Source organism: Streptomyces sp. NPDC107522 (genome assembly GCF_055657525.1).
On sequence record NZ_JBVKAU010000024.1, the window covers coordinates 79,236 to 101,603 of the forward strand.

The 22,368-nt window shown below is 67.0% G+C and carries 15 protein-coding genes; 12 read left to right on the top strand and 3 right to left on the bottom strand.

Features of this window, described 5'->3' with window-relative positions; translation table 11 throughout:
• Window positions 1-121: 121 nt before the first annotated feature.
• Window positions 122-781: a response regulator gene (locus tag ACZ7L6_RS40440; RefSeq protein ID WP_471933007.1), complete on the bottom strand. Its 660-nt coding sequence runs from the start codon at window positions 779-781 to the stop codon at window positions 122-124.
• Window positions 781-2,901 carry a sensor histidine kinase gene (locus tag ACZ7L6_RS40445; RefSeq protein ID WP_471933008.1) on the bottom strand — a complete coding sequence of 707 codons (2,121 nt, stop codon included), beginning with the start codon at window positions 2,899-2,901 and terminating at the stop codon, window positions 781-783. Before ACZ7L6_RS40445 ends, ACZ7L6_RS40440 begins: the two co-directional genes overlap by 1 nt.
• Window positions 2,902-3,428: 527 nt before the next feature.
• Here ACZ7L6_RS40445 and ACZ7L6_RS40450 point away from each other — a divergent pair.
• The 3 genes from ACZ7L6_RS40450 (at window position 3,429) to ACZ7L6_RS40460 (ending at window position 10,054) form a co-directional block, all read left to right on the top strand.
• On the top strand, window positions 3,429-4,583 hold the full coding sequence (locus tag ACZ7L6_RS40450) for an exonuclease SbcCD subunit D (RefSeq protein ID WP_471933010.1): 1,155 nt from the start codon (window positions 3,429-3,431) through the stop codon (window positions 4,581-4,583).
• Complete coding sequence (locus tag ACZ7L6_RS40455) at window positions 4,583-7,612, top strand: AAA family ATPase (RefSeq protein WP_471933011.1); 3,030 nt, start codon at window positions 4,583-4,585, stop codon at window positions 7,610-7,612. The genes ACZ7L6_RS40450 and ACZ7L6_RS40455 overlap by 1 nt, the downstream gene beginning before the upstream one ends.
• Before the next feature lie 189 nt (window positions 7,613-7,801).
• A complete protein-coding gene (locus ACZ7L6_RS40460) occupies window positions 7,802-10,054 on the top strand; it encodes a helicase associated domain-containing protein (protein ID WP_471933013.1) in 2,253 nt (750 codons plus the stop codon).
• 163 nt (window positions 10,055-10,217) lie between these two features.
• On the opposite strand, the gene ACZ7L6_RS40465 is transcribed toward ACZ7L6_RS40460, so the two are convergent.
• Window positions 10,218-10,604: a hypothetical protein gene (locus ACZ7L6_RS40465; protein ID WP_471933015.1), complete on the bottom strand. Its 387-nt coding sequence runs from the start codon at window positions 10,602-10,604 to the stop codon at window positions 10,218-10,220.
• 968 nt (window positions 10,605-11,572) lie between these two features.
• On the opposite strand from ACZ7L6_RS40465, the gene ACZ7L6_RS40470 reads away from it, so the two are divergent.
• The 9 genes from ACZ7L6_RS40470 to ACZ7L6_RS40510 all read left to right on the top strand — a co-directional run bounded on the left by ACZ7L6_RS40470 (window position 11,573) and on the right by ACZ7L6_RS40510 (window position 22,355).
• Window positions 11,573-12,259 carry a transposase family protein gene (locus ACZ7L6_RS40470; protein ID WP_471933039.1) on the top strand — a complete coding sequence of 229 codons (687 nt, stop codon included), beginning with the start codon at window positions 11,573-11,575 and terminating at the stop codon, window positions 12,257-12,259.
• Window positions 12,162-12,791, top strand: a complete 630-nt coding sequence (locus tag ACZ7L6_RS40475) for an ISL3 family transposase (protein WP_471933017.1) — start codon at window positions 12,162-12,164, stop codon at window positions 12,789-12,791. The genes ACZ7L6_RS40470 and ACZ7L6_RS40475 overlap by 98 nt, the downstream gene beginning before the upstream one ends.
• A 65-nt stretch (window positions 12,792-12,856) precedes the next feature.
• Window positions 12,857-13,387 (top strand): hypothetical protein, encoded by a 531-nt coding sequence (locus ACZ7L6_RS40480; RefSeq protein WP_471933019.1) that lies wholly within the window; start codon window positions 12,857-12,859, stop codon window positions 13,385-13,387.
• Window positions 13,388-13,541: 154 nt separating this feature from the next.
• Entirely contained in the window at window positions 13,542-13,895 is a 354-nt protein-coding gene (locus ACZ7L6_RS40485; protein ID WP_471933041.1) for a helicase associated domain-containing protein, read from the top strand.
• 133 nt (window positions 13,896-14,028) lie between these two features.
• Complete coding sequence (locus ACZ7L6_RS40490) at window positions 14,029-17,880, top strand: trypsin-like peptidase domain-containing protein (RefSeq protein ID WP_471933020.1); 3,852 nt, start codon at window positions 14,029-14,031, stop codon at window positions 17,878-17,880.
• 12 nt (window positions 17,881-17,892) lie between these two features.
• Entirely contained in the window at window positions 17,893-18,198 is a 306-nt protein-coding gene (locus ACZ7L6_RS40495) for a trypco2 family protein (protein WP_471933022.1), read from the top strand.
• Window positions 18,199-18,461: 263 nt separating this feature from the next.
• Window positions 18,462-19,160 (top strand): restriction endonuclease, encoded by a 699-nt coding sequence (locus ACZ7L6_RS40500; protein ID WP_471933024.1) that lies wholly within the window; start codon window positions 18,462-18,464, stop codon window positions 19,158-19,160.
• 697 nt (window positions 19,161-19,857) lie between these two features.
• On the top strand, window positions 19,858-20,097 hold the full coding sequence (locus ACZ7L6_RS40505; protein WP_471933026.1) for a hypothetical protein: 240 nt from the start codon (window positions 19,858-19,860) through the stop codon (window positions 20,095-20,097).
• Complete coding sequence (locus ACZ7L6_RS40510; RefSeq protein WP_471933028.1) at window positions 20,094-22,355, top strand: helix-turn-helix domain-containing protein; 2,262 nt, start codon at window positions 20,094-20,096, stop codon at window positions 22,353-22,355. Before ACZ7L6_RS40505 ends, ACZ7L6_RS40510 begins: the two co-directional genes overlap by 4 nt.
• Window positions 22,356-22,368 lie beyond the last annotated feature (13 nt).

A 22,368-nucleotide genomic window follows, 5' to 3' on the forward strand; every position in this document is an offset into this window, starting at 1 on the left:
TGCATCCGCCCCTCCCGTTTCCACCACGGGTCGTCATTTGCGGGATCCGTTGTGTCCAGGGTGGGGTTGAGGGATTCCCGCGGTCACGGGACGGGCTTACCGAAACAGTGGGAGTGGCTGCTCAGGGTTGTCCGAGGCCGGCTGCGCGGGCGAGGGCGATGAGTTCTGCGCGGTCGGTGGCGCCGAGTTTGGTTTTGATGTCGGTGAGGGCGTTCTCGACTCGTTTGTGGCTGATGCCGAGGCGGGCGGCTGCGGTGCGGGTGGTCTGTCTGGGGAGGGCGATGATGTTGAGGATTTCTCTTTCTCGGGTGGTGAGTTGGGGGAAGGCGTTGTCGCGGCGGGCGGTGCGCAGTTGGTCGAACCAGGGGCGCATGCGGTCGGTGTCGGAGAGGTGGAAGATCCAGGCTCCGGCTGCTACATCGCGCACGGCGCGAGTGAGCTGTGTGACGTCTTCTCCGGCTTTGAGGAGGAAGCCGGAAGCACCGGCGCGCATGGCGGCCATCACGTTGGGGTCGGCCTCGTGTTCCGAGTGCACCAGGACCTTCGTGCCGGGCCGGGCGCGCTGGATCTCCTGGGTGGCCCACAGACCGTCGCCGTTGGGCATCCGCACGTCCATGACGACGACATCGGGTTGGAACTCAAGGACGCGACTGACCGCCTCGCGGCCGTCGCACGCTTCGGCGACCACGGTGATGCCGGGATCTGACTCCAGTAATACGCGCAGGCCGTAGCGGGTGAAGGGATGGTCGTCGGCAATCACGACGCGGATGCCCTGCTCCATCACATGCTCCTGCTTGCTTCGGCGCGGCTGGTGTCTTCTGCGCCTGGCAACGTGACGGGCAGGCGCACGACGACCTCGGTACCGCCGCCGTTCCGCGGCCGGATCTCGCAGCTGCCTCCGATCTCGGCGGCACGCTCGCGCATGGACCCCACCCCCACCCCGGGACGCATCCGGGCAGGAAGGCCCTGTCCGTCGTCGGCGACCGTCATCTGGAGTGCGTCGTCGCCCACTTCAAGGGATACCCAGCAGTTGGCGGCCTCCGCGTGCCGCAGCACATTTGCCACCGCCTCGACCAGGATCCAGTACGCGGCTTCTTCAACTGCCGCGGCAAGCCGGGGTATCTGCTGCGGCAGATCTGTGTGTACGGCCAGCGATACGCGGTCGGTGTAGGCCAGGATGGCCTCGCTCAGTCCGAGCTGGTCGACCGGGGAGCGCAGGCCCATGGAGATCCGGCGCAGGTCCTGGGCGCCTTGCCGGATGTGGACCAGAGCGGTGTTCAGCAGGTCACAGGTGGCGTCGGGATTGGTACGCAGCTGGGCGGTGGCAGCTTGAAGGGTCCACGTGGCGCCGGTGAGGACCGGCCCAACGCCGTCATGGAGGTCGCGGGCCAGGCGTCGGCGCTCTTCCGCTCGTCCAGCGACGGCGTGCTCTTGGGAGCGCAGAAGTGCCAGGGACAGCCGAACACCAGCGGCGGCCTGTGCGATGTGCCGGGCAACATCCCGTAACAGCCGCAGATCCGCGGCAGACAAAGCCTCATCGGGCGCCCGTGCCCCCACCACGAGAGCGCCGATCTCCTCTCCTTGGTGCACCAGCGTCAACCGCAGCGCGACCTGGGATTGGGTGCCGTGGGCGGCGACGCGCGCACTGTCTGTGTCAGGCGCGGTGGCGTCGTCGAGTTCGATGGCCACGTACGGCAGGCGCAGCGCCTGCGCCACCGTCGCTGCGGCCTCTGGCAGCACCCTTTTCGGATCGGTGGTCGCTTCCAACCGTCGGCCGAGCCCGGTCAATGCCGCATATGGGTCATCCCGCAGTCCGTACACGAGCCGGCCGACCAGTCGCTGCAGCACGTCACGCAGGGGCTGTAGCGCAACGGCCACAACGCCGGTCGCCAGCAGCGGAGCCACTCCAGAGGCAGAGTGCTGCAGCACAAGTCCGAAGACACTCACGGACCCTATGTAGAGGCCGACCACGACGCCCGTCAGGCCCGCATAGAGGAGTGACCGGCTCAGGATGCGATCGATGTCGAACAGGTTGTGGCGCACGATCGCAATGGCGATGGCCGCACTCAGGACAACGCTGGCCAGATCGATTGCGATCGATCCCATCGCGTCCTTGTTCCAGGCCACGGTCAGTCCCACCACCATGATCACGTCCACCAGTACCGCAAACGCCATCCACTTGATCTGCTGGCGCGCCACCCCGCCACTGCCACCAAAGCGTCGGAGCAGCGAAGCAGCCGCCAGCAGAAAGGGACACGCGACAACTGTGAACGACAGCAGACCTTCATTCGGGCCACCGAACGCCAGCACCGAATTGCCGACTGGGTTGCGCACAGTTGGGAAGTAGCCACGATCAATCGGGCCGGGAACGAAAGCTGAGAACAGCAGGGCCCAGACCCAACACGCGCCCACGATCGCGGCGGGAATCCGCCAGCGGGCGGACGGCAACCGCCCGTTAGGGAAGAGCAGCAACAGGAAATAGACCGGGAAGAGGTAGAACGCGAAGGCCCAGTTCGACACCCAAGCTGCCAAGACGCCCCCCGGCAAGCTCCGGGGAATCGCGAAGAGCCCGTAGGCATGCCCCAGCAAGTCAAGGACTGCTCCGAACCCAGAGGACAGAAGAAGCCATCCGGTAGGGCTCTGCGGTCTGTGTCTGGCCACCACTAACCCCGGGTAGGCGTACGCAATGAGCACCACGGGCTCCACCATGGCGAGTGCCCATGGGTGCCATTCGGGACGAGGTGCCGCCCGGGACAGGGCTGCGAAGACCACGGCCATCGCCGCCACGACCAGCGTGGCGATCCACAGGATCCAGGCGGTTCGTTTCTGCGCCAGCTTCGCCAGCAGGGGCATCGTGCTCGGAATCGGGCGTGCCTCTTCGTTCCCCGCGAGCTTGTTCATGGCTCACCTCCAGTAAGGGCACTTTCGGCGGGCGGTGATCCCGTCAACAAGGGAGTCGATTCCCGGGCATCCGGGACTGGCTACGACAGGATTGCCGCGTGCCGGCTCATCGGGCAGGGCGTGCCATGGGGCGTATGGGGGTCTAGTGGAGCTCTTCGGCGTACGGCGCGATTGCCCATGTTCTGACGTCTCGGCCGCGGCGAGCTAATCGCGCAGTGGGCCGAGGTCTACGGGTGTGTGCCGCAGGCGCGGCTGAGGTCGGCCTCGACGCCGGTGCGTGCGGCGTGGGTGGGGAGAGGTGTGCCTCGAGGGCCGTCGCAGGAGCATCGGGGACGGTGCGCGGTTCCCTCCTTTCCCATTACCTTGCCTCCTGCCACTGACCACTACGCTGCGAGCGGCCCCGCCCGCACCTCGAACGTGGCATGAAGAGGAACCTTCCTCCCGTCTGTCACGACGTCACCTCAAACATGACCGTTTATCGGGAAAACCCCCCGCGCCTGCTACCTCCATGGTTACGGTCTGCGCTCATGAGGATCCTGCACACCTCGGACTGGCACCTGGGCCGCCAGTTGCACCGAGTCCCCCTGCTGGCCGAGCAACGCGCCTTCTTGGAGCATCTGCTGGACACGGTGCGGCGAGAAGAGGTTGAGGCGGTGGCCGTCGCGGGCGATGTCTTCGACCGCGCCATCCCGCCGTTGGATGCGATAGACCTGTTCAAATGGGTCCTCGAAGAACTCGCCGCCCTTCAGGTCCCGCTCGTCATGATTAGCGGAAACCATGACTCACCCCGTCGGCTGGGGGTCAACGCCCGTCTGATCGAGCACGCCGGGATCCATCTGCGCACCGGCGTGGAGGACTGCGCCCGTCCGGTCATCCTGCAGGACCAGCACGGGCCGGTGGCCTTCTACGGCCTTCCCTACCTCGAACCCGGGCTGGTACACGCCCACTTCGGCGCAGAGCGCGCCAGCCACCATGCGGTACTCAGCGCGGCCATGGACCAGGTCCGGGCCGACCTGGCAGATCGGCCTTCCGGTACCCGGTCAGTGGTCCTCGCCCACGCGTTCGTCACCGGAGCCGACACCAGCGACAGCGAGCGCGACATCACCGCTGGCGGCGTTCCCTCGGTTTCCGCTTCAGTCTTCACCGGGGCGGATTATGTGGCACTGGGGCACCTGCACCGCTGCCAGCAGATCAGCGAGCGCATCCGCTACAGCGGATCCCCGCTGGCCTACTCCTTTTCTGAAGCCTTGCACCCCAAGGCCATGTGGCTGGTCGACCTGGGCGCAGACGCCGCCATCACGGCACGCAAGGTCCTCTGCCCCGTCCCGCGCCGCCTGCGACAGATGACCGGCGCCCTGCAGGAGCTGCTGACCAGCCCCGAGTACACCGAGTACGAGACGTGCTGGCTGCACATCACTCTCACCGATCCGGACCGGCCGCACATGGCCATGGAGCGCCTGCAGCAACGCTTCCCCCACGCCTTGAGGCTGAGCTTCTCTCAGGAGCGTCAGCCCGGGAGCGAATCCTACCGTTCCCGCGTCCAGGGCCGTACCGACCACGAGATCGCCCTGGGATTCCTCCACCACGTCAGCGGCATCCCGGCCACCCACGCGGAACAGGACCTGCTGTACGAGGGACTGGAAAGCGTCCGCACCCAAGCCGCCGCGCGAGAGGCCAGCTGATGTATCTCCACCGTTTGACTGTCCAGGCATTCGGCCCGTTCGCCCGCACTGAAGACGTCGACTTCGATGCTCTGACCAGCGCAGGCCTGTTCCTGCTGCGCGGCGACACCGGGGCGGGGAAGACCAGCATCCTGGATGCGGTCTGCTTCGCCCTCTACGGCACCGTGCCCGGTATCCGCCCCACCCACCGCCTGCGCAGTGACCATGCCCCCATAGACACACGTACCAGGGTCGTACTGGAGTTCAGTGCAGCCGGCCGCCGTCTGAAGATCACGCGGACACCCAAGCAGACCTACCCCAGCGCACGTGCCAAAACCGGCACCGCCACCGCCGAAGCCACCGTCCAACTGCACGAACGGACCGGCACCGGGGACGCCACCGCCGCCTGGGAACCGATCTGCGCCAGAAACGAAGACGCCTGCAGAGAGATTGAGGCGGCGCTGGGACTGTCCAAGGAACAGTTCTGCCAGGTTGTTCTCCTGCCCCAGGGAGACTTCGCGAAATTCCTACGGGCCGACGCCAAAGACCGTGCCTCCCTGCTGCGCAGGCTGTTTGACACCGGACGCTTCCAGGAACTCCAGAACTGGCTCACCGCGCGCAGCAAGACCACGAAGAGACAGCTCGACGAAGTCGCCACTGCGGTGCAGCAGCTCAGCGAGCGCATCGACCAGGAAGCCGGCCCCGACCTCCAGGAGGCCGACACCTCCCTGAGTCGCTCTGTCCGCCCCGACACCGAGCACCCCACCGCCACTCGCTCCTGGGCCCAGGACTTGCTCGCCCGCGCCGCCGCTGCCCAAACCGCAGCCCTGGCAGACGAAGAGCGCAGCGACGAAGCCCACCAAAGGGCCAAGCAGAACCATCAGCGCGCCATCGACCTCGACACTCACCAGCGCCAGCACAGACAAGCCCTCGCGAAGCGCGCCGCTCTGGACGACCAGGCCGCCGACCACCCACGACTGCGCGAACTGCTCGAGACGGGCCAACGCGCCGAACCGCTGCGCCCCTTGCTGGACGCCCTTGAACGCAGCGCTCTCGCGCTTCAGAAGGCCCAAACCGCAGAGGCCACCGCCCGCACGCTGCTGCAAGCCGCCCACACCCACGCCGAGATCCCTCAGCTGCAGCTGGCCCTTGAACAACACCACGCTGAGCGAGGCCGCCTCCAAGGTCTTCTGCCGGACGAGGAGCGACACACCCAGCTCGGAGCCCAGATGGGAGCGCTGAGCAAGAAGGAAGAGCAGGCGCAAGCCGACTACGACGAGGCCGCACGGTGGCTGGAAGCATGGCCCGCCCTGCAGGCCGAGCACACCGGCCGCATGGAGGCCATAGCCAAGGCAGCCGACCAAATCCCCCAGCTCGAGCGAGACATCCAGTCCCTGGACATACAACTCGCAGCAGCCCGCACGCGTGACAGCCTCGCCGCCCGGCTGGCCGCAGCTGAGGAGGCCGAGACTATACGCGAAACGGAGGCCCTGCACGCCAAGAAAGACTGGCTTGACCTGCGCGAACGCCGTCTGGACGGCATGGCCGGTGAACTGGCCGCCGAACTCACGGACGGAGCCCCATGCTCGGTGTGCGGGTCAACCGTCCACCCAGCCCGGGCAAAGCTCCGACCCAACCAGCCCACCCGCGAAGACGAAGAGAAGGCACGCACCGTCTACGAACAGGCCGAAGCCACGCGCAGCCAAGCTAGCCGCGCCCGCAGTGACCTCGCCGAACAGCACGCACAGGCGCTCGGAACAGCCGGATCAACTCCCCCCGACCAGCTTGAGCTGCGGCTTCGGGCCGTTCGCACAGCCCACCAGACGGCCTGCGACCAGGCCAGCAAACTGCCTTCCGTCCAAGAAGAACTGACCAGGCTCCAAGACGAGTGCGAAACCCGCACCCAGCAGAGCCAGGAGGCCAAAGATCGCCTGACCGAATGCCAGACACGCCACAAAGCCCTGGCACAGCAACAGCACACCATCGCCCTCGCCCTGGACGCTGCCCGCGGCAGAGCCGCGACCCTAGGCGACCGCATAACCGAGCTCACCCGTGCCGCAGAACACCTCACAGCCGCCGTCGACGCCGCACAGACCACAGCCGCCGCAGCCGATCGCCACCGCGACGCCTGCACCACCGCCGACGATGCAGCCCAGGACGCGGGGTTCTCCACACGAGAGGAAGCCGCAGCGGCCATGCAATCGGCCGCACTCCTGCAACAGTGGCTTGAGGAACTCCAGCAGTGGGACAAGGACAACGCCGTCATCACCGGTACCTTGAACACGCCGGACCTGCTCAAGGCCAGCGCCCAGCCCCCCGCAGACCTGCAAGCCGCCAGCGATGCGCTCCTGCAAGCCGAAACACGCATGAAGAACACCGCAGGCGCATCTCAGCAAGCCCGCGACCGCTTCACCGCCTTGACCGCACTCGTCGCCGACCTTGAAACCCGCCTGACCGAACTCGAACCCTTAGAAGCTCGCCACGCCCTGGCTGACCGCCTGGCGGGCATCGCCTCGGCCACCATCGCGGCCAACACACTCAGCATGGAACTGGAAGCCTACGTCCTCGCCGCCCGCCTCGAAGAGATCGCCGACGCAGCCAACATTCGGCTGCAGGCCATGACCTCGGACCGATATCTCCTCGTGCACAGCGACGAGAAGGACGCCGGCCGGCGCGGGCGCCTCAAGGCAGGACTGGGGCTACGGATCCTGGACACCTGGACAGGCACCGAACGCGAGACCTCCACCCTGTCTGGCGGCGAAACCTTCACTGCATCCCTCGCCCTGGCCCTCGGCCTGGCCGACGTGGTCACCCAGGAAGCCAGTGGCCGCCCCTTGGGGACCCTGTTCATCGACGAAGGCTTCGGCAGCCTCGACGAGCAGAACCTGCAGGACGTGATGGACGTACTCGACCAACTGCGCGACGGCAACCGGGCGGTCGGGATCGTCAGCCACGTTGCCGAACTCAGTCGCCGCATCCCAAGCCAGCTCAGCGTGATGAAACACCGCAACGGCTCCACGCTGCGGCCGCTGGTCTCCACCGACCTGTGACCCCCTTCCCACCCACGCTGCTGCCGGACTCGTCTCCGGCAGCAGCGAGCCCCTGTCGGCCCTCTTCTCCACCCGTCCACGCAGACCCAGCAAGATCGACGGCTAGCCTGCGGCATCAGTGCGTGGAGGAAGATAGACCACAGCAGATTCGCGAGACACCTCGTAACCCGCGTCCCCCGGCAGGAGAGCATGCCGACAGCTGAAATCGAGCTCCGGCCCCATCAGAAGGAAGCCGTTACCGGGGCCACCACCACGCTGCGCACTCACCCGCGAGCCAGCGTGGTGGCTGCGTGCGGCACCGGCAAGACCCTGATCGCTGCACGCACCACAGCCCGCATCGCCTCTCGTGGTCGCGTCCTCGTCCTCCTGCCGACCCTGGACCTGCTGTCCCAGACGATCCGTTCCTGGCGTGCGGCGGGACGCAAGGGCACAACGGTTGCGGTGTGTTCGGCCCGCCAGGCCCTCGACCACGAGCCGCTTGCCGCCGACGTCCCCATGACCACCGACCCCGCAGACCTGGCCGCCCTCACTACCGCACCCCGGCCAGGCCCGGTCACCGTCTACGCCACCTACGCCTCCCTGCCCGCAGTGGTCACCGCCCACCGTGATCACCGCCTTCCCCCCTGGGACCTGGTCGTCGTCGACGAGGCCCACCGCACCGCCGGCCGCCTGGGCAAGGCCTGGGCCGCCGTCCACCACGACGACCAGGTCCCCGCCGCCCGCCGCCTGTACCTGACCGCCACCCCCCGCATCTGGGACGCCGACGCCGACCGGGACGGGGACGCCGAGGCGGTCGCGTCCATGGACGACGAAGCCCTCTTCGGCCCGGTCGCCTACCGCCTGACCCTCTCCGACGCCATCGACCTAGGCCTGCTCGCCGACTACCAGATCCTCGTCCCCGTCGTCACCGACGAAAACCTGCGCGACTGGCTCGCCACCGGACCCGGCGTCGGCGTCGACGGACTGCGCCTGGCCGGCCGCCAGGTCGCCGCCCTGCGCGCCATCCACGACCACCAACTGCGCCGCGTCCTGACCTTCCACCATCGCGTCGCCGACGCCCGAGCCTTCGCCACCACCCTGCACGACACCGCCGCCACCCTCCCCACCAACCTGCGCCCCCAAGGACTGTGGGCGGACTGGATCAGCGGCAGCCACACCCCACAGGTCCGCCGCCGACTCCTGCTCGAGTTCGCCTCCCACAGCGACCCGCACAGCCCGGCCGTGCTCTCCAACGCCCGCGTGCTGGGGGAGGGCATCGATGTGCCTTCCATCGACGCCGTCGTCTTCGCTGACCCCAAAAGCAGCCCCGTTGACACCGTCCAGGCCGTCGGCCGCGCCCTGCGCCAAAAGCCAGGCGCCGGCAAGAAAGCCACCCTCGTCGTCCCCGTCTACCTCACCCCCGGCGAAGAACCCGACGACCTCCTCGGCGCGGATGCCTACACCCCGTTGTGGCACACCATCCGGGCCCTGCGCGCCCACGACGACCGCCTCGAAGCGCGCCTCGCCGACCCCCGCACCCACCGCCCTACCATGCCCTCGCATGACCCCGAGGCGTGGCTGCACTTCGACCGGCCCATCCAGGCCCAGGAAGTCGCCCTCGCCCTCTCCCTGCGGGTCCTGGCCCCCAAGAGCGCCGAATGGCGACGCGGCCTCACAGCCGCCCGCCGCTACCACCGCACCCACCACCACCTCGACGTCCCCCAGGCCTACGAAGACGGAACCGGCTACCCTCTGGGCCGCTGGCTGACCTGGCAGCGCCACCTGCACACCACTGGAGCCCTCGACGCCGCCCGTGCCAGCGCTCTGGAACGCCTCGGCATCATCTGGGACCCCCGCCAACAGGCCTTCGAGCGAGGCCTTGCCCACGCCGCCGCCTACGCCGCCCATCACTGCCACCTCGCCGCCCCTGTCAACGAAACCCACGACGACTTCCCCCTGGGCCGCTGGCTGGCCACCCAACGCACCCGAGCAGAGGCCCTCACGCACGAGCGCGCAGCCGCGCTCGCCGATCTGGACCGGTGGTGGAACCCGCCATGGCCCATCACCTGGCAACGCGCCTATCACGCCGCCCGCCAGCAAGCGGAAAGGGACACGACCGCCTCACCGGCGGGGGAGTGGCTCACGGCCCAGCGTGCCAGGGCCGACGAACTGCACCCCGAGCAGCGCCGCCTCCTCAAGGACCTGGGGCTCGACCTGCCGGATGCGCCCGTCCCCAACAGGGAGGACAGCCGGCTGCCAGCCCGTGAGCGTGCCTTCCGACGCGGACTGGCTGCCGCACGGGCTTTCCGCGAGCGGGAGGGCCATCTCAACGTTCCCCAGCGGCACATCGAAGAGATCGAAGGCGACCACGTACGCCTGGGGCAGTGGCTGAGCAACCTGAGCCGCCGTCGCTCCGGTTTCAGCCCGCAGCGGCAGGCTGCCCTGGCCGAGCTCGGCTTGTAGCCGCCGACCCCCGGTCTCCTTGGCCACTCGTCCAAGGCGGTCGGCAGGTGCTGAGGAGGTAGGCGGGCAGATGGCGGAATGAGTGGTGGCTCCGGCCTTCCGGGCGGCGCCACCACTCACTGGAAATCCAGTCCACTACCAAGTCGTATCGACGTCGCCTGACCTATCCCTGGCGGTCGACTACCCGCCGTCCCAGGTCGTAGGCCATACCCATACCGATGAGGACGACGGAGGGCCACACGAAACCCGGCTCCACGTTGTCGGTGACGAGCGTGAAGATGAACCAGCCCGTGCCAGTTCCGACACCGATTCCCGTGGCGGGCGGAATAGGCGGAGTCCAGAAGGCCATCTGCCTCCTCCTCCAGCCGCGCTTGGCCAACGTCCCTTCGGCGGAGGCCCGATGGGCCTCGATGTCGTGTGTGCTCTCGTTTCCGGAGCTTGCGATGTTCGGGGCATCAGACACGTGTGTACGAGCCTGGCTCCCCTCCTGACCTCCTGTCTGTTCCTCGACCGTTCCTCCTTCCGGGGCCCCTTCCGGCTCGTTCTGCATATTTGCGCCCTTATTCGTGCGACGCTTAGCGGGCATAGCGGTCTCCTGCTGCGTATTGGATGTGCGTGGGTGGGCTGCTTGCTCGGCCCGCCGCTTCCCGTGGCCGTGAACCCGGAGGCGGCGGGCAATCTGTGTCTACATCGCGCTCCTCTCTTGCCGCTGCACCAGCCGCCTCAAGGCCCGCCAAGGACGGCGTCCCATCGGATCGGGTTCTCCGTTGGAATTCTCACTGTGGGCCGCCCACTCTTCCGTTCGGCGGGCTGAGCCCCTTACTGTTTGTAAGGGTCCTGAGGCCGGTCGATGTCACAAGATCATCGCGAGTATCACCCGTCAGGGTGAATTGATTAAACATTTGATCGAATCTGTAAAGCGTCAGCTGATTGTCGAGCCTGACGAACTGGCCCAGCACTGCAGAATGCCGCCGGCCAGTGCGCCGGGCTCGAGCAGCGCGGGCGGGAGCGGTGCAAAGATCAGCTACAGTGCTGGCGAGCCCAGGATCAAGATGGCGCATGACGCCCCGTTGCCGCGAAGACCAGTGGCCAGGCGTCGGCGAGTTCTGCGGGTCCGGTCCACGACCGCTGGGGTAGCTGTTTCACCTCGAAGCCGGCCGCCTGTGCGTGCTGACCTCACGCCACCGGCATGCCTGCATCGTCGTCGCCCGCGCCGGCATCGACACAGACATGGTTTGCGGCCCAGCGTGTGCGTTTTGAGCGCCTGCACCCCGTACAGGGATGCCTACTCGCGAAGTTGGGACCTTTCGAACTGCCCGGCACGCCGCCCGCACTCCCGGCGACTGGCTCTGTTCACGAGTTTCGATTCTGGCTCAACTTCTGTGACGCGGCCACGCTGAGTGACGGCTGAGCTTCTCCCGGCAGTATGTGAAGTCGCCCGAAAATGAGCCTTGGTCAGACCGGTTGGGATGACAGTTCGGGGCCGTGGAAGAGATCGCGCTCCGGTTGCAGGAGCTGATGTTCCCGTCGATCACGGACGTCGCAGTGCTGTCGGTGGACGTGAGCATTGCGATAGTGCGCGTCGACGCCGAATGCACTGCGAATGGTGCCGCTTGCCCGGTGTGCGAGGTCTGGTCGAACCGGGTTCATGGTTCCTACCTGCGGTTTCCCGCTGATGTACCGAGCGCCGGACGAAGCGTTGTTCTCCGACTGAGGGTCCGCCGGTTCGCCTGTGGTAATTCGGGGTGCGCACGACGCACGTTCGTCGAGCAGATACCCGGCCTGACCCGTCGGCACGGTCAGCGGACCGAGCGGCTGCGCTCGACGCTGGCCGCGGTCGGTCTCGCCCTGGCAGGCCGGGCGGGCGCTCGCCTGAGCTCCGTGCTCGGGGTCTCCGTCAGCCGGAGCACCGTCCTGCGCTTGGTCGAGGCTCTTCCCGAGCCGGAGGTGCCCGCCCGGCGTGTGGTCGGCGTCGACGAGTACGCCACCCGTAAGGGCCGCCACTACGGCACCGTTCTCGTCGACGTCGAAACCCGCCATCCTATCGACCTGCTGCCCGACCGGGAGGCATCGAGCCTGGCTCGCCGATCGGCCTGGCATCGAGGTTGTGTGCCGGGACCGGGCGCCGTTCTTCGCCGAGGGCGCCACTGCCGGTGCACCGCAGAACCGGCCCTCCGTCCTCGACGACTACAAGTTCTACCTTGATGACCGCTGGACCGAGGGTTGCACCAACGCCTGGAAGCTGTGGGAGGAGATCGTGCCACTCGGCTACAAGGGCAGCTACCAGCGCGTTCGCGCCTACCTGCACGACAAGCGCACCTCACCGCAGCCGGTGACCGCCCGGCCACCCTCGCCCCGGGCCGTCGCCGGATGGATCCTCCGCCGTCCGGACACCCTCACCGAGACCGAGCAACTCCAGCTCAAGGCCGTCCGGGCGCACTGCTCAGAACTCGACGCTCTCACCGGGCACGTCCGTTCCTTCGCGACCATGCTCACCGAGCGCCAGGGCGAGCGCCTGCCCGACTGGCTCGATGCCGTCCGGCGGGACGACCTGCCCAGCCTCCACACCCTCGCCGCAGGCATCGAACGCGACCGCGACGCCGTCATCGCCGGCCTGACTCTGCCCTGGAGCTCGGGCGTCGTGGAAGGGCACGTCAACCGGATCAAGATGCTCAAGCGTCAGATGTTCGGCCGCGCTGGCTTTGCCCTCCTGCGGAAGCGCGTCCTCATGTCCTGATCAACGACGACGGGAGGAACTCGATGGCAGCGGCGTCGGCGGATGTGCGAGCCTTCCCTTTCAAGATGCCGACGGAGAAGACCGTAATGACCAGCGACGACGCCCTCGATCAGTTCAGACACATCGCGCGTGAGAGGGCATTTGGCAGGCATGTCGGGTCGGACAGGCTCATTCAGGCAGGTCTGGACGCGCTGATGGCTGGTGTCGAGAGCCCATCCCTGGCCATGCTGGCTGGACTCCTCCGGAGCGAAGAGCCCGAAGCGTCAGAGCTCTTCGACCAAGTACTTGAGGAGCTGGGACTGCTCCTCCACCCACCTGCGGACCCCCGGGCCGCAAAGTGGGCTATGGCCTACTGGATCGCCGGTCAGATCGCCGAGGGATCCCTGGATCCCGCCGCCGGCACTCACCTCATCTGGGCAGACATCGCCTATGACCTCGGCTACCCGGAAGAGCTAGAACCCCTTGTGCACTGCGCGCACAACCTAGACGGCTGGGAGGAGAGCTGGGGAGTCTCCGTCGAGGAACTCAACGGGGAAGCGGTTGAGGCAGCGAAGCAGTTCCTTAGCAAGAGGTCTGCAGCCGAGGCGGGGGACTAACCCGGGGTTCTCGCATCGGGATCGGTCAACCGCGAGCTGATCCGCTCACTCAACGTGGCGGTGCCACAGAACCTGAGCCAGACCCCGTTCTCGTGGACAAAGCCAGGCGACAGAGAGTCGTCTGCCGGCACGCGAGCTGGCCTTCCAGCGTGGGCTGGCCGCCGCACGGGCCTTTCGCGAGCGCGAGGGGCATCTCGACGTCCCCCAGCGGCACGTCGAGGAGATCGAGGGCGAAACGGTGCGGCTGGGACAATGGCTGAGCAACCAGCGCCGCCGCCACTCCGGCCTCAGCCCCAGCGGCAAGCCGCCTTGGCCAAGCTTGGCCTGCAGATTTAGCACGTACCGCAGACGATGGAGGGGATGCAACCATCGCCCTGCATCCGTCTTCTCCGGAATACAGGTGCCGGACGAATGTCTCTGGCTGGGCACCGGCTTTGTGTGCACCCGCTCCGGTGCAGCCGGCATACCCCGCGAGGCCAGAGCTTCGCCCTCAGCGCCCTCTTGCTGACAACTCGCCCCAGTCCGGGCACCACTGAGCCTCGCCCAACGAGGCCCTGTGGACGCAAACTGCGGACAGGCCCTGGGTATGGCCATAAAGTGTGACTTCATCTCGCAATGACAGATGGGGCGGAGGTGCAGGGGTGGAAACCGACCGTCGGGTACAGGTGCGCCGGTATACCGCCGACGGCCCCCTTCCGGATTTCGGCAGCGGCTACCTGGTGGCGCCCCGCCTCGTTCTGACCGCTGCCCATGTTGTGAATGACGGTTCCCGGGCGGCGTATCACCTGACGGTATGCCAGCCAGACACCAGCAAGGCGGAGTTCGCCGCACAGATCGTATGGCAGCCTGACGATGCCACGGTGGACGCGGCCTTGATCGAAGTCGAAGCTGACTCCGGCTGGGCGCCACCGAAGACACATCACGACAAACACCGGTGGTCTCCCCAGCGGTGGGGTCGCGTTATCGGTACCCGCCCGCTGGACGTTGATGTGGTCGGCTTTCCGCGCATGCAAAAGGACCCCGACACCAACGAACGTCTCGACGAGCATGTCCTCGGGCAGATCGTGCCGGGGACAGGATCGCTCGGGGGTCGACTGGAGGTCCTCAGCAGGGATCCCACCGTGCCACTGCCGGCACCGGACGACTCCACGAGGACCCGCTGGTCGGGCATATCCGGGGCACCTGTACTGGCCCATGACCTGTTATGCGGGGTGATCTGGCAAGACCGCAGAGCACACGGCGGCAGCCGCCTCACTGCAGTCCCAGCCGAAGTCCTGCTGGCCGATCAACGGTTTCGCGCCGTTGTGAAGGCGCACACCGGATGGACGCCGCTGATCGAGCCGGCCGAACCGGCCCCTTTGCTGCTGGCCGCTGCGGCGACGCGGCGTTTGCCTTCGCCTGCCGCCCTGCTCAGCGCGGACGCCGAGTGCGTCGAGTTCTACGGGCGCGAGGCAGAAATCGACCTGCTCACCGCCTGGTGCGATGACGAAACCGCGTTCAGCGTCCAGGTCATGACCGGCTCCGGTGGACAGGGCAAGACACGCCTCGCCCGCAGACTGGCCGAGCTCAGAGCGGCTGACGGGTGGGTGACGGGGCAGTTACGACGCATCGAGGACGGCACCTTGTCCGCCACGGACCTTGCCACACTGGAAACTTCCCTACCGCTGCTGCTGGTGGTCGACTACGCCGAGACCCGTCCGCAAACCGTCCGGGACCTGATCGACCATTTCCATGCCACCCGCCACCAGGTTCGCCTGCTGCTCATCGCCCGCGCCGATGGGCCATGGCGCACCAGCACCCTTCGGGCCGCTACCCAGGTAGTGAACACGTTGGCCTCCGCGCCAGTGCTGGACCTGTCGACCTTGGATCCTCCCGAAGCACCGGAGCAGGAGGATGCACAAGACCCACGGACTACCGCGTTCTTGCGTGCCGCGCGGGATCTAGCGACCAATGCTGCTGCTGTGCCCGCACTCGCCGACATTGAGTGGACCAGTGTGGCGGAACGCGTGCTGCCTCCCGCTGACCTACAAACGCCGCGCTATGAGTCTGCCCTCGCGCTGCAGATGGCCGCGCTCATCGCTCTCCTCGAGCACGGTCGGAGGCCGGCGCACACCACCGTGACTCAGCCGTTCGAAGCGGCTCTGCTCACACACGAGCAGCCCTATTGGGAAGGAACCGCCGGCCCTTCGGGCTTCAATCTCGGCCTGCGCCCGGAACTGTTGCACCGGGCGGTGGCCGTGGCCGCAGCATGCGGCGCAGCGAACGCAGAAGAGGCGAGAGCGACCATCTGCCGGATCCCTGGGATACCCGAGAGCAATGCCCGAGACGTCGCCGAATGGCTGCACGCCCTCTACCCTCCGGGCCCGGATCAGTACTGGGCCTCCGTGCAGCCGGACCGCCTCGCCGAATTCCACGTCTCGCGCGAACTCACCGATCCTCACTTTCCCTTGGAGCAGCTGTTCCAAGCCAGTTCAGCCACACAGCAGGCCCAACTGCTGAACGTCCTGGCTCGGGCCGCTGTCAGCCACCGCGAGAGCGACCGCCCAGATGCCCACGAGCGGACGTCGGAGGCAATCTCCGCGATCCTTTCCCTCGATCCTCAACGCTTCAAAAGCCGCGCAACCGCTGCCGCCGCGCTGCAACTGCTCGCGGATCAACGTGCTCAGGACGCCGCTGCACATCTGGCAGGAAAGGTCGCGTCCGCAGAGCTCTACAGCCACCGGCAAGAGCGCCCCAAAGAGGGAGACGCGCCCATCGACCTTGCGTTCACCGTCGATGCGCCCGGAGCACGGAACGGTCCTCACACCTCATACACGCTGCACCGGGTGGTCGAAGCCTTCACGACGGCAAGACAGCCACGACGCCTGGTCATCACCGGCCCGCGGCCACAATCCTCCTGGGACGTGGACGCAGGAACAGGCAAGACACGGACGGCAGTGCTCCTGATCATCGGCCTGCTGCAAGAACGGGGTAAGCGTGACCCCGTCCCCGTCCGGCTGCCGGCGACATCGTGGCCGCGCAGCGACCTGCGTCGCTGGTTCACTCAACAGCTCACCGACGTTTGGCAGATACGACGCTCCCAGGCTGCCCTGCTGGTGGATTCCGGTCTCGTGCTGCCGGTCATCGACGGAGTGGACGAACTGCCTGCAGATCGCGCCGCTGCGCTGCTGGACGCCGCCAACAGCTATGTCACGGGGCTCGACGACGGGGAGCTGATACTCACCTGCCGCCGCCCCGAATATGAGGCATTCGTTCGATCAGGTCACCGGCTACACAACAGCATGCTGTGGCAACTGCAACCGGTCGACCCACAGCAGGCCCGGACATATCTTGAACAGTGCTCCATGAACTCTCCCCACCCGGGCCGCTGGCACCCTGTACTGGAGGCACTCGCCGCACAGGAGGCCGTGGCGCTGGAACACGCTCTGGCCACGCCCTGGCGTCTTGAGTTGGCCGTCACCGTCTACCAACAGCGCGACGCTCAGGGGCACTACATCCACGATCCCGCCGACCTCTTGACCCGAGCAGCCGACGGAAGCCTGCACCAACATCTTCTGGAACACTACGTGGAAGCCGCCGTCGCCTCCATGCCGCGGGGTCCGCACACTGCGGCACCCGCCACACGCAAGTACCTGAGTGTCCTGGCCCGCCACCTCCGTCATCCAGCGCCGACCGCCGGCACCGCGTCTCCGCCCGCAAACTTGGCCCTGTGGAACCTCTGGCCGCTGCCAGGCGCACACCGTGTGCGACACGCCGACCACGTCCTCACCGCTGCCCTTGCTGCCGTGCCCGCGGTCATGCTCCCCGTGCTCCCCGGCGTCACCAGCGAGGTCCCCATGGTCCTTGTCTGGGCGTTTCCGCTGATACTCCTGGCCGTACTTGCCGTGCACGGCCACCCCGCGCCGGCTCCCTCGCGCCGTAGCGTGCGACTGCCCCGCAATCCTGCCGAGCTCCGGCTCCTGCAGACACGCCTCGCTGAGAGCCTCACTGTCGGCGCCACCCTTGGACTCACGCAAGGAGCACCGATCGGGGCGGGGCTGGGACTCGTGTTCGGGCTCGCGGAAGGCCTGACAAGCTCGGAGGACAGGCCCGTCACCGACCCTCATGAACCATTACGGCGTGATCGCCGCGCGTGGCTGGGCCTCGGCCTGTGCTTCGCCACCGTCATCGGTTCCGGGTATGCCCTCGTGACGAGGAAGGTGATCGACGCAGCAGCGGGCTTCGGGACAGGCCTGGCTCTCGGGCTGACAGTCGCGCTCGGCACCGGCTTCGCAGGGCGTGCCTCGGTGCGATACCTGTCTTTCCTGCTGTGCGCACACGGCTTGCTCCCGCCCAGACTGGGGCGGTTCCTGCGGTTTTGCCACTGGATTGGTCTGCTACGCATCGCGGGCGGGGCCTACCAGTTCCGCCACCGAGAACTACAAGACCACCTCGCTCGTGACTACGGGCGTACGAGCGCCCGCTCGCGTCCTGTTCGGCAGCTGCCGGGATAAAGGAGCAAGAGAATGGCCGAAGAAGAGTGGATGGACCTCGCCGATGCCATCACGCTGCTACGTGACCAGGTGGCCGAAGCGCGCAAGCGGCTGGAAAACAACGGGGACGGCGGGGTCGTCTTCGAACTCAGCGACATCACCCTTGAATTGGGGATGGAACTGGCCCGAACTGGCGGCGCCAACGCAGGGCTGCGATTCAGCGTGGTGAGTATCGGAGGCAAGAAGGAAAAGACCGACCGCAGCACGCACAAACTCACCGTACGCCTTGATCCGCACCGCCCTGATGGACGCCCCGTCAACGTACGCGACAAAGAGTGAAACGAGGCGTCTCAGAGGTTCGCCAACTGCCGCTTCACATATGACCGTTAGCCGAAGTCGGCGGCTACAACCGCAGAGGCAAGCAGCCCTGGCCGAACTCGGCCTGCAAGCAGGCGAACCCGCCCTCTCGACGAGCATCGGCCACCTGCCAAGGGAAAGAGGTTCAAGCCAATGGCCTGACTGCGCCCTGGCGGGGCCGCGCGGCATGCCCACACTGCACAACAGGGAGGAAACCATCCCGGCCGGCGCAAGAGGGGGCAGAAATGGCAGCGAAACGCAAGGGCAAGGCGATGCGCAGACGGCGCACCGCGCGGAACAAAGCAGCAGCAGGCGCGCTCGCCGCACTGGTCCTGCTAGGCCTGTTCCGGCCGATGCTGTTGCGGTATCTCGGTGCACTGCTCGCCGCAGCGGGCATCGGCTGGATGGTGTGGCGGCTGTGGCGTACCGACCGGCTCCTGCGAAGCAAGGACACGGCCTGGAGGCGGCAGGAGGAAATCGCAGCGGGACAGCGGACGCTGGCTGCCATCGACGTGATGTCCGGCACCGAGTTCGAGGAAGTGGTCGCCGAGTTGTGTCGCCGTGACGGTTGCACGCAGGTGCGTCGAGTGGGTGGCAGCGGGGACAACGGAGCCGACGTGCTCGGCTCGCTGCCCGATGGCCGAAGCATGGTGATCCAGTGCAAGCGGTACGCACCCCGCCGGACGATCGCCAGCCGCGAAGTACGCGATCTGCTGGGAGCCAAGGTGCATTTCGCGGCGGACGTGGCCATATTCGTCGCCACCACACGCTTCAGCCCCCAGGCCGAGGCGTTCGCGGTCAAGCACCACATCCTCACCCTGCACCGTGACTTCTTCGGCTTGTGGAACAACGGGACACCGTTGCTGTCTCTGGCCGAAGTCAACGGACGCGGACAGGGAGAAGTTCGCCACCGTGCACGCTGGAAACAGACGTACTCCAGATGAACTCGACTTCATCTACCTCGCTTTGATCCTGCTGAGGGCCACGCTGCTCGCTCGGCTCGGCCGCGGGATGTGATCGGAGCCGTTGTCCTGCGGCGGAGCAGCCGCGCCGACGTCGCACGCGGGGCAAGCTCGCAGCGGCAGAAGACGCTGGCCGAACTCACTGTCTGAACACGGGCGCTGCGCCCGGGAGTTCTGCTGCGCGTGGACGGAGGTGCCGGGACGGGGGAGCGCTGCGCCAACAGCTCTTCCACCGCCCGGCGAGGGTTCCGGACCGTCATCCTGGGCCCCCAGGCCGCAGACCATTGTCCATGCTTGCGGCCCTGACAGCAGGATCGGAGGCCTGCTCATTGTTCGGAAGGACTTCTCCCTGTTCCCGGACAGCACCCTCCCGCCGCCGACCGCTCAGACACCGTGACCTGGTATGAAGCGGCCGCAGGGCCGCATTGTCCAGGAGAAGCAGGCAGGCGCGCGGAATTGTTCAGCGCACGAGCCGGGCACCTGGATTTGTTTGAGAATGCACCCTAACAGGGACCATATGTGACATAGCTGAGCTTGCGTCATTCCTGCTGCGGGAAAGGCGAGTTGAGGCATGTTGGGGGTGTGTCGTCCGTCCGGCTGCCCCAGCCGGCGCAGCGCCAACTGCAGTCTGGACGACGCGCTGCTGATCCGGGCCGTCACGTCACCACAGGAGCCTGCTATGTCCGTCCGCCCGACCCCCTGCCTGCTGCCGTTCCCGCATGCAGTGTGGATACGTGTCACCGTCATCATCATCGTGGTCACCACCACGCTCGTTCTGGTCCGGCACGGCTACGAGGCCGGAAGCGCCCTGGCCCTCATCACGATCGCCGGAGGGGCCGCCATGGACCTGGCCCGGCGCCTGCTGGCACCAGACCCCACACCGTCGCTCAAAGACCTCCGGCCCACGTCAGGGCAGTGAGCCGCACCATGCCGCGAGGACGCCCGGAGAAGGCAGTCGACGAGACCATCCCCGAACTGGCGCAGCTGGCCCGCGAGATGCGGGCCCTGCGCTATCAGGCCGAGCTGACACTTGATCAGCTCTCTGAACGCGTCAACTGGAGCAAAGCCTCCCTGCAAGCAGCCACCACCGGCTCCCACCTGCCCCGGTGGGAGCTGGTCAGGGCCTGGGTCACCGCCTGCCGGCCCGAGGCGAACGTGGACCTGTGGGGCCACCGCTATGCAACGGCAGCCTGCTCCTATCGAGCACACCACGGTCTGGACCAAGAGCTCCCGACCGCCGTCCGCGAGATGCTCCCGCAGACCACAGCCGACGAGCACGGCAGGCCGTCCGGGCTGGAGGGTGCCAGCCAGCACACGCTCGCATCCCTGATGACCCGGTGGGGCGTGCGCGACGAAGCGGAGTCACCGCATCGGGTCACACCCATCCCGATCCGCTTCACTCCTGCCCCAGTTGACCTCATGGACGGACCACCACCGGTCAACCTCCACGGCCACTACCAGGACCTGCCGGCCCTCTTCGCGCTGCTGCCCTCACGACGCCTGGTCATCCTCGGCCAGCCTGGCAGCGGCAAGAGTGCACTTGCACTCCACCTTGGGCGAACCCTGCTGCGGGACAAGGCCACTCCCGTCAGGATGTCGCTCGCCCGATGGCATGCTGCACGCGTCCCCCTCCTTGAGTGGATCGCCGAGAGCCTGAACGACCTCACTACCGAGCACTTCACCGCCGAACGGGTATCGGTTCTGCTGGGCGCCGGGCAACTCCTGCCGATCCTGGACGACTTCGACAGCATCGACCGGTCTTACCGAGCTCGCGCGCTCGAAGAGATCGACGCTCGGCTCGGCAGCGTCATCCTCGTCAGCGCAATAGACCCCTTCAGAGCGCTGGTGGAGTCCGCGAACACCCCCCTGACCCGCAGCAGCGGCATCGTGCTGAGCTCTCTGGAACTCGACGACCTCGACGGCTGGCTGCAGCAGACCAACCGAGCCGACGAAGCGCTCGTGCACGCCAAGTGGCGGCCGGTCCTCGCCGAATGCCGCAGTGCCCCCGATGCTCCCGGCGTACGAAACCTGCTGGAGGCACTGTCGGCGCCATCCCTGGCGTGCGCAGCTCGCCTTATGTGCAGCGACGGACGGGCCGATCCCGAGGACCTGATGAGGAAAACGTCCCGATACGAGATCGAGCGCCAGCTCATCGAGACCGGATATCTGCCCGCCTTCGCCAAGCGGAAGCCGCTGCCACCGCACGGTCCGGAGCCTAATTCCGCCGACTTCTTCCGCGCCTCGCTCGCCCTGTTCCTGAGGCAGCCGCCGCGCGCCGACGGCAGCCGAACGCTTGGAGGCGCCGGATGGGCAGGCCCCAAGCCTGCGTACGCCAGCTGGCTGATCGGTGTCCTGGCATGCCTGTATGCCTGGATGACCCTGGCCAACATGCTGGTTCCGAGTGGGACCGGTGCTTACAGATATATTCGCGAGGAGTACGGGCTCACTCTGGAAACGTTCCTGTATGCAGTGATGATCGGCGCAGCGGTTGCCGCCGTGATGCATCCTGCGGTCACTCGAGTTCCGACCTGCGTCATCCGTCGCCGTCGTCCTGCCGACATGGCACGCGGCCTCGTAAGCCGCGCCAGCCTTCCAGCGGTGGCATGTCTCATGTGCGCTGTTGTAGCGCACATCAGCTCAAAGTCTCACGGGTGGCCCAACACTGGCATGAACGCTTACGTTTTCTACGGCTATGCGGCGGCATTCGCCTGCCGGGCCGCGTTCACGGACGCCATTCAGCCTGCTCCCTTTCCAGGCCGGCCAGACAGCAACCGGCAGCCTGCGCGTATGCACTCAGAAGGAGCTGTCTGCTTCGCCCTGGCACTCGGGACTTCACTCATGCTCCTCAACGCCTGGTTCGATACCGACCGATCCGTCACTATCGCGCTGGCGGACATGTTCGGATTCATACTGTTGCTGGCGTTGATCGCGTTCACGCTGGCCGGACTGAGCTGGGCTCGCTGCTGGCTGGTCCCTGCAGACCGGCAGGCGGTCCGCGACCTGGATGCAGTCCTGACGGACGCCTGCGATCAGGGCCTGCTGACAGAGGAAGCAGGCGCCTATCACTTCACCGACCCGGTACTGGCACGCCACTACGAGCGCACCCCGTCCACCACGCCAGTCGCACGAGGCATTCTTGCTCGCCGGGTGACGGGTCGTCACGGCTGGAGTCGGTGACAACCAGCCTGCC

Bases quoted from the DNA above. Each gene is read 5' to 3' on its own strand.
- ACZ7L6_RS40440 (WP_471933007.1), bottom strand. From the start codon at position 781: ATGGAGCAGGGCATCCGCGTCGTGATTGCCGACGACCATCCCTTCACC.
- ACZ7L6_RS40480 (WP_471933019.1), top strand. From the start codon at position 12,857: ATGCCGACGGAGAAGACCGTAATGACCAGCGACGACGCCCTCGATCAG.
- ACZ7L6_RS40505 (WP_471933026.1), top strand. From the start codon at position 19,858: ATGTCCGTCCGCCCGACCCCCTGCCTGCTGCCGTTCCCGCATGCAGTG.
- ACZ7L6_RS40450 (WP_471933010.1), top strand. From the start codon at position 3,429: ATGAGGATCCTGCACACCTCGGACTGGCACCTGGGCCGCCAGTTGCAC.
- ACZ7L6_RS40465 (WP_471933015.1), bottom strand. From the start codon at position 10,604: ATGCAGAACGAGCCGGAAGGGGCCCCGGAAGGAGGAACGGTCGAGGAA.
- ACZ7L6_RS40495 (WP_471933022.1), top strand. From the start codon at position 17,893: ATGGCCGAAGAAGAGTGGATGGACCTCGCCGATGCCATCACGCTGCTA.
- ACZ7L6_RS40445 (WP_471933008.1), bottom strand. From the start codon at position 2,901: ATGAACAAGCTCGCGGGGAACGAAGAGGCACGCCCGATTCCGAGCACG.
- ACZ7L6_RS40470 (WP_471933039.1), top strand. From the start codon at position 11,573: ATGTTCCCGTCGATCACGGACGTCGCAGTGCTGTCGGTGGACGTGAGC.
- ACZ7L6_RS40500 (WP_471933024.1), top strand. From the start codon at position 18,462: ATGGCAGCGAAACGCAAGGGCAAGGCGATGCGCAGACGGCGCACCGCG.
- ACZ7L6_RS40455 (WP_471933011.1), top strand. From the start codon at position 4,583: ATGTATCTCCACCGTTTGACTGTCCAGGCATTCGGCCCGTTCGCCCGC.
- ACZ7L6_RS40460 (WP_471933013.1), top strand. From the start codon at position 7,802: ATGCCGACAGCTGAAATCGAGCTCCGGCCCCATCAGAAGGAAGCCGTT.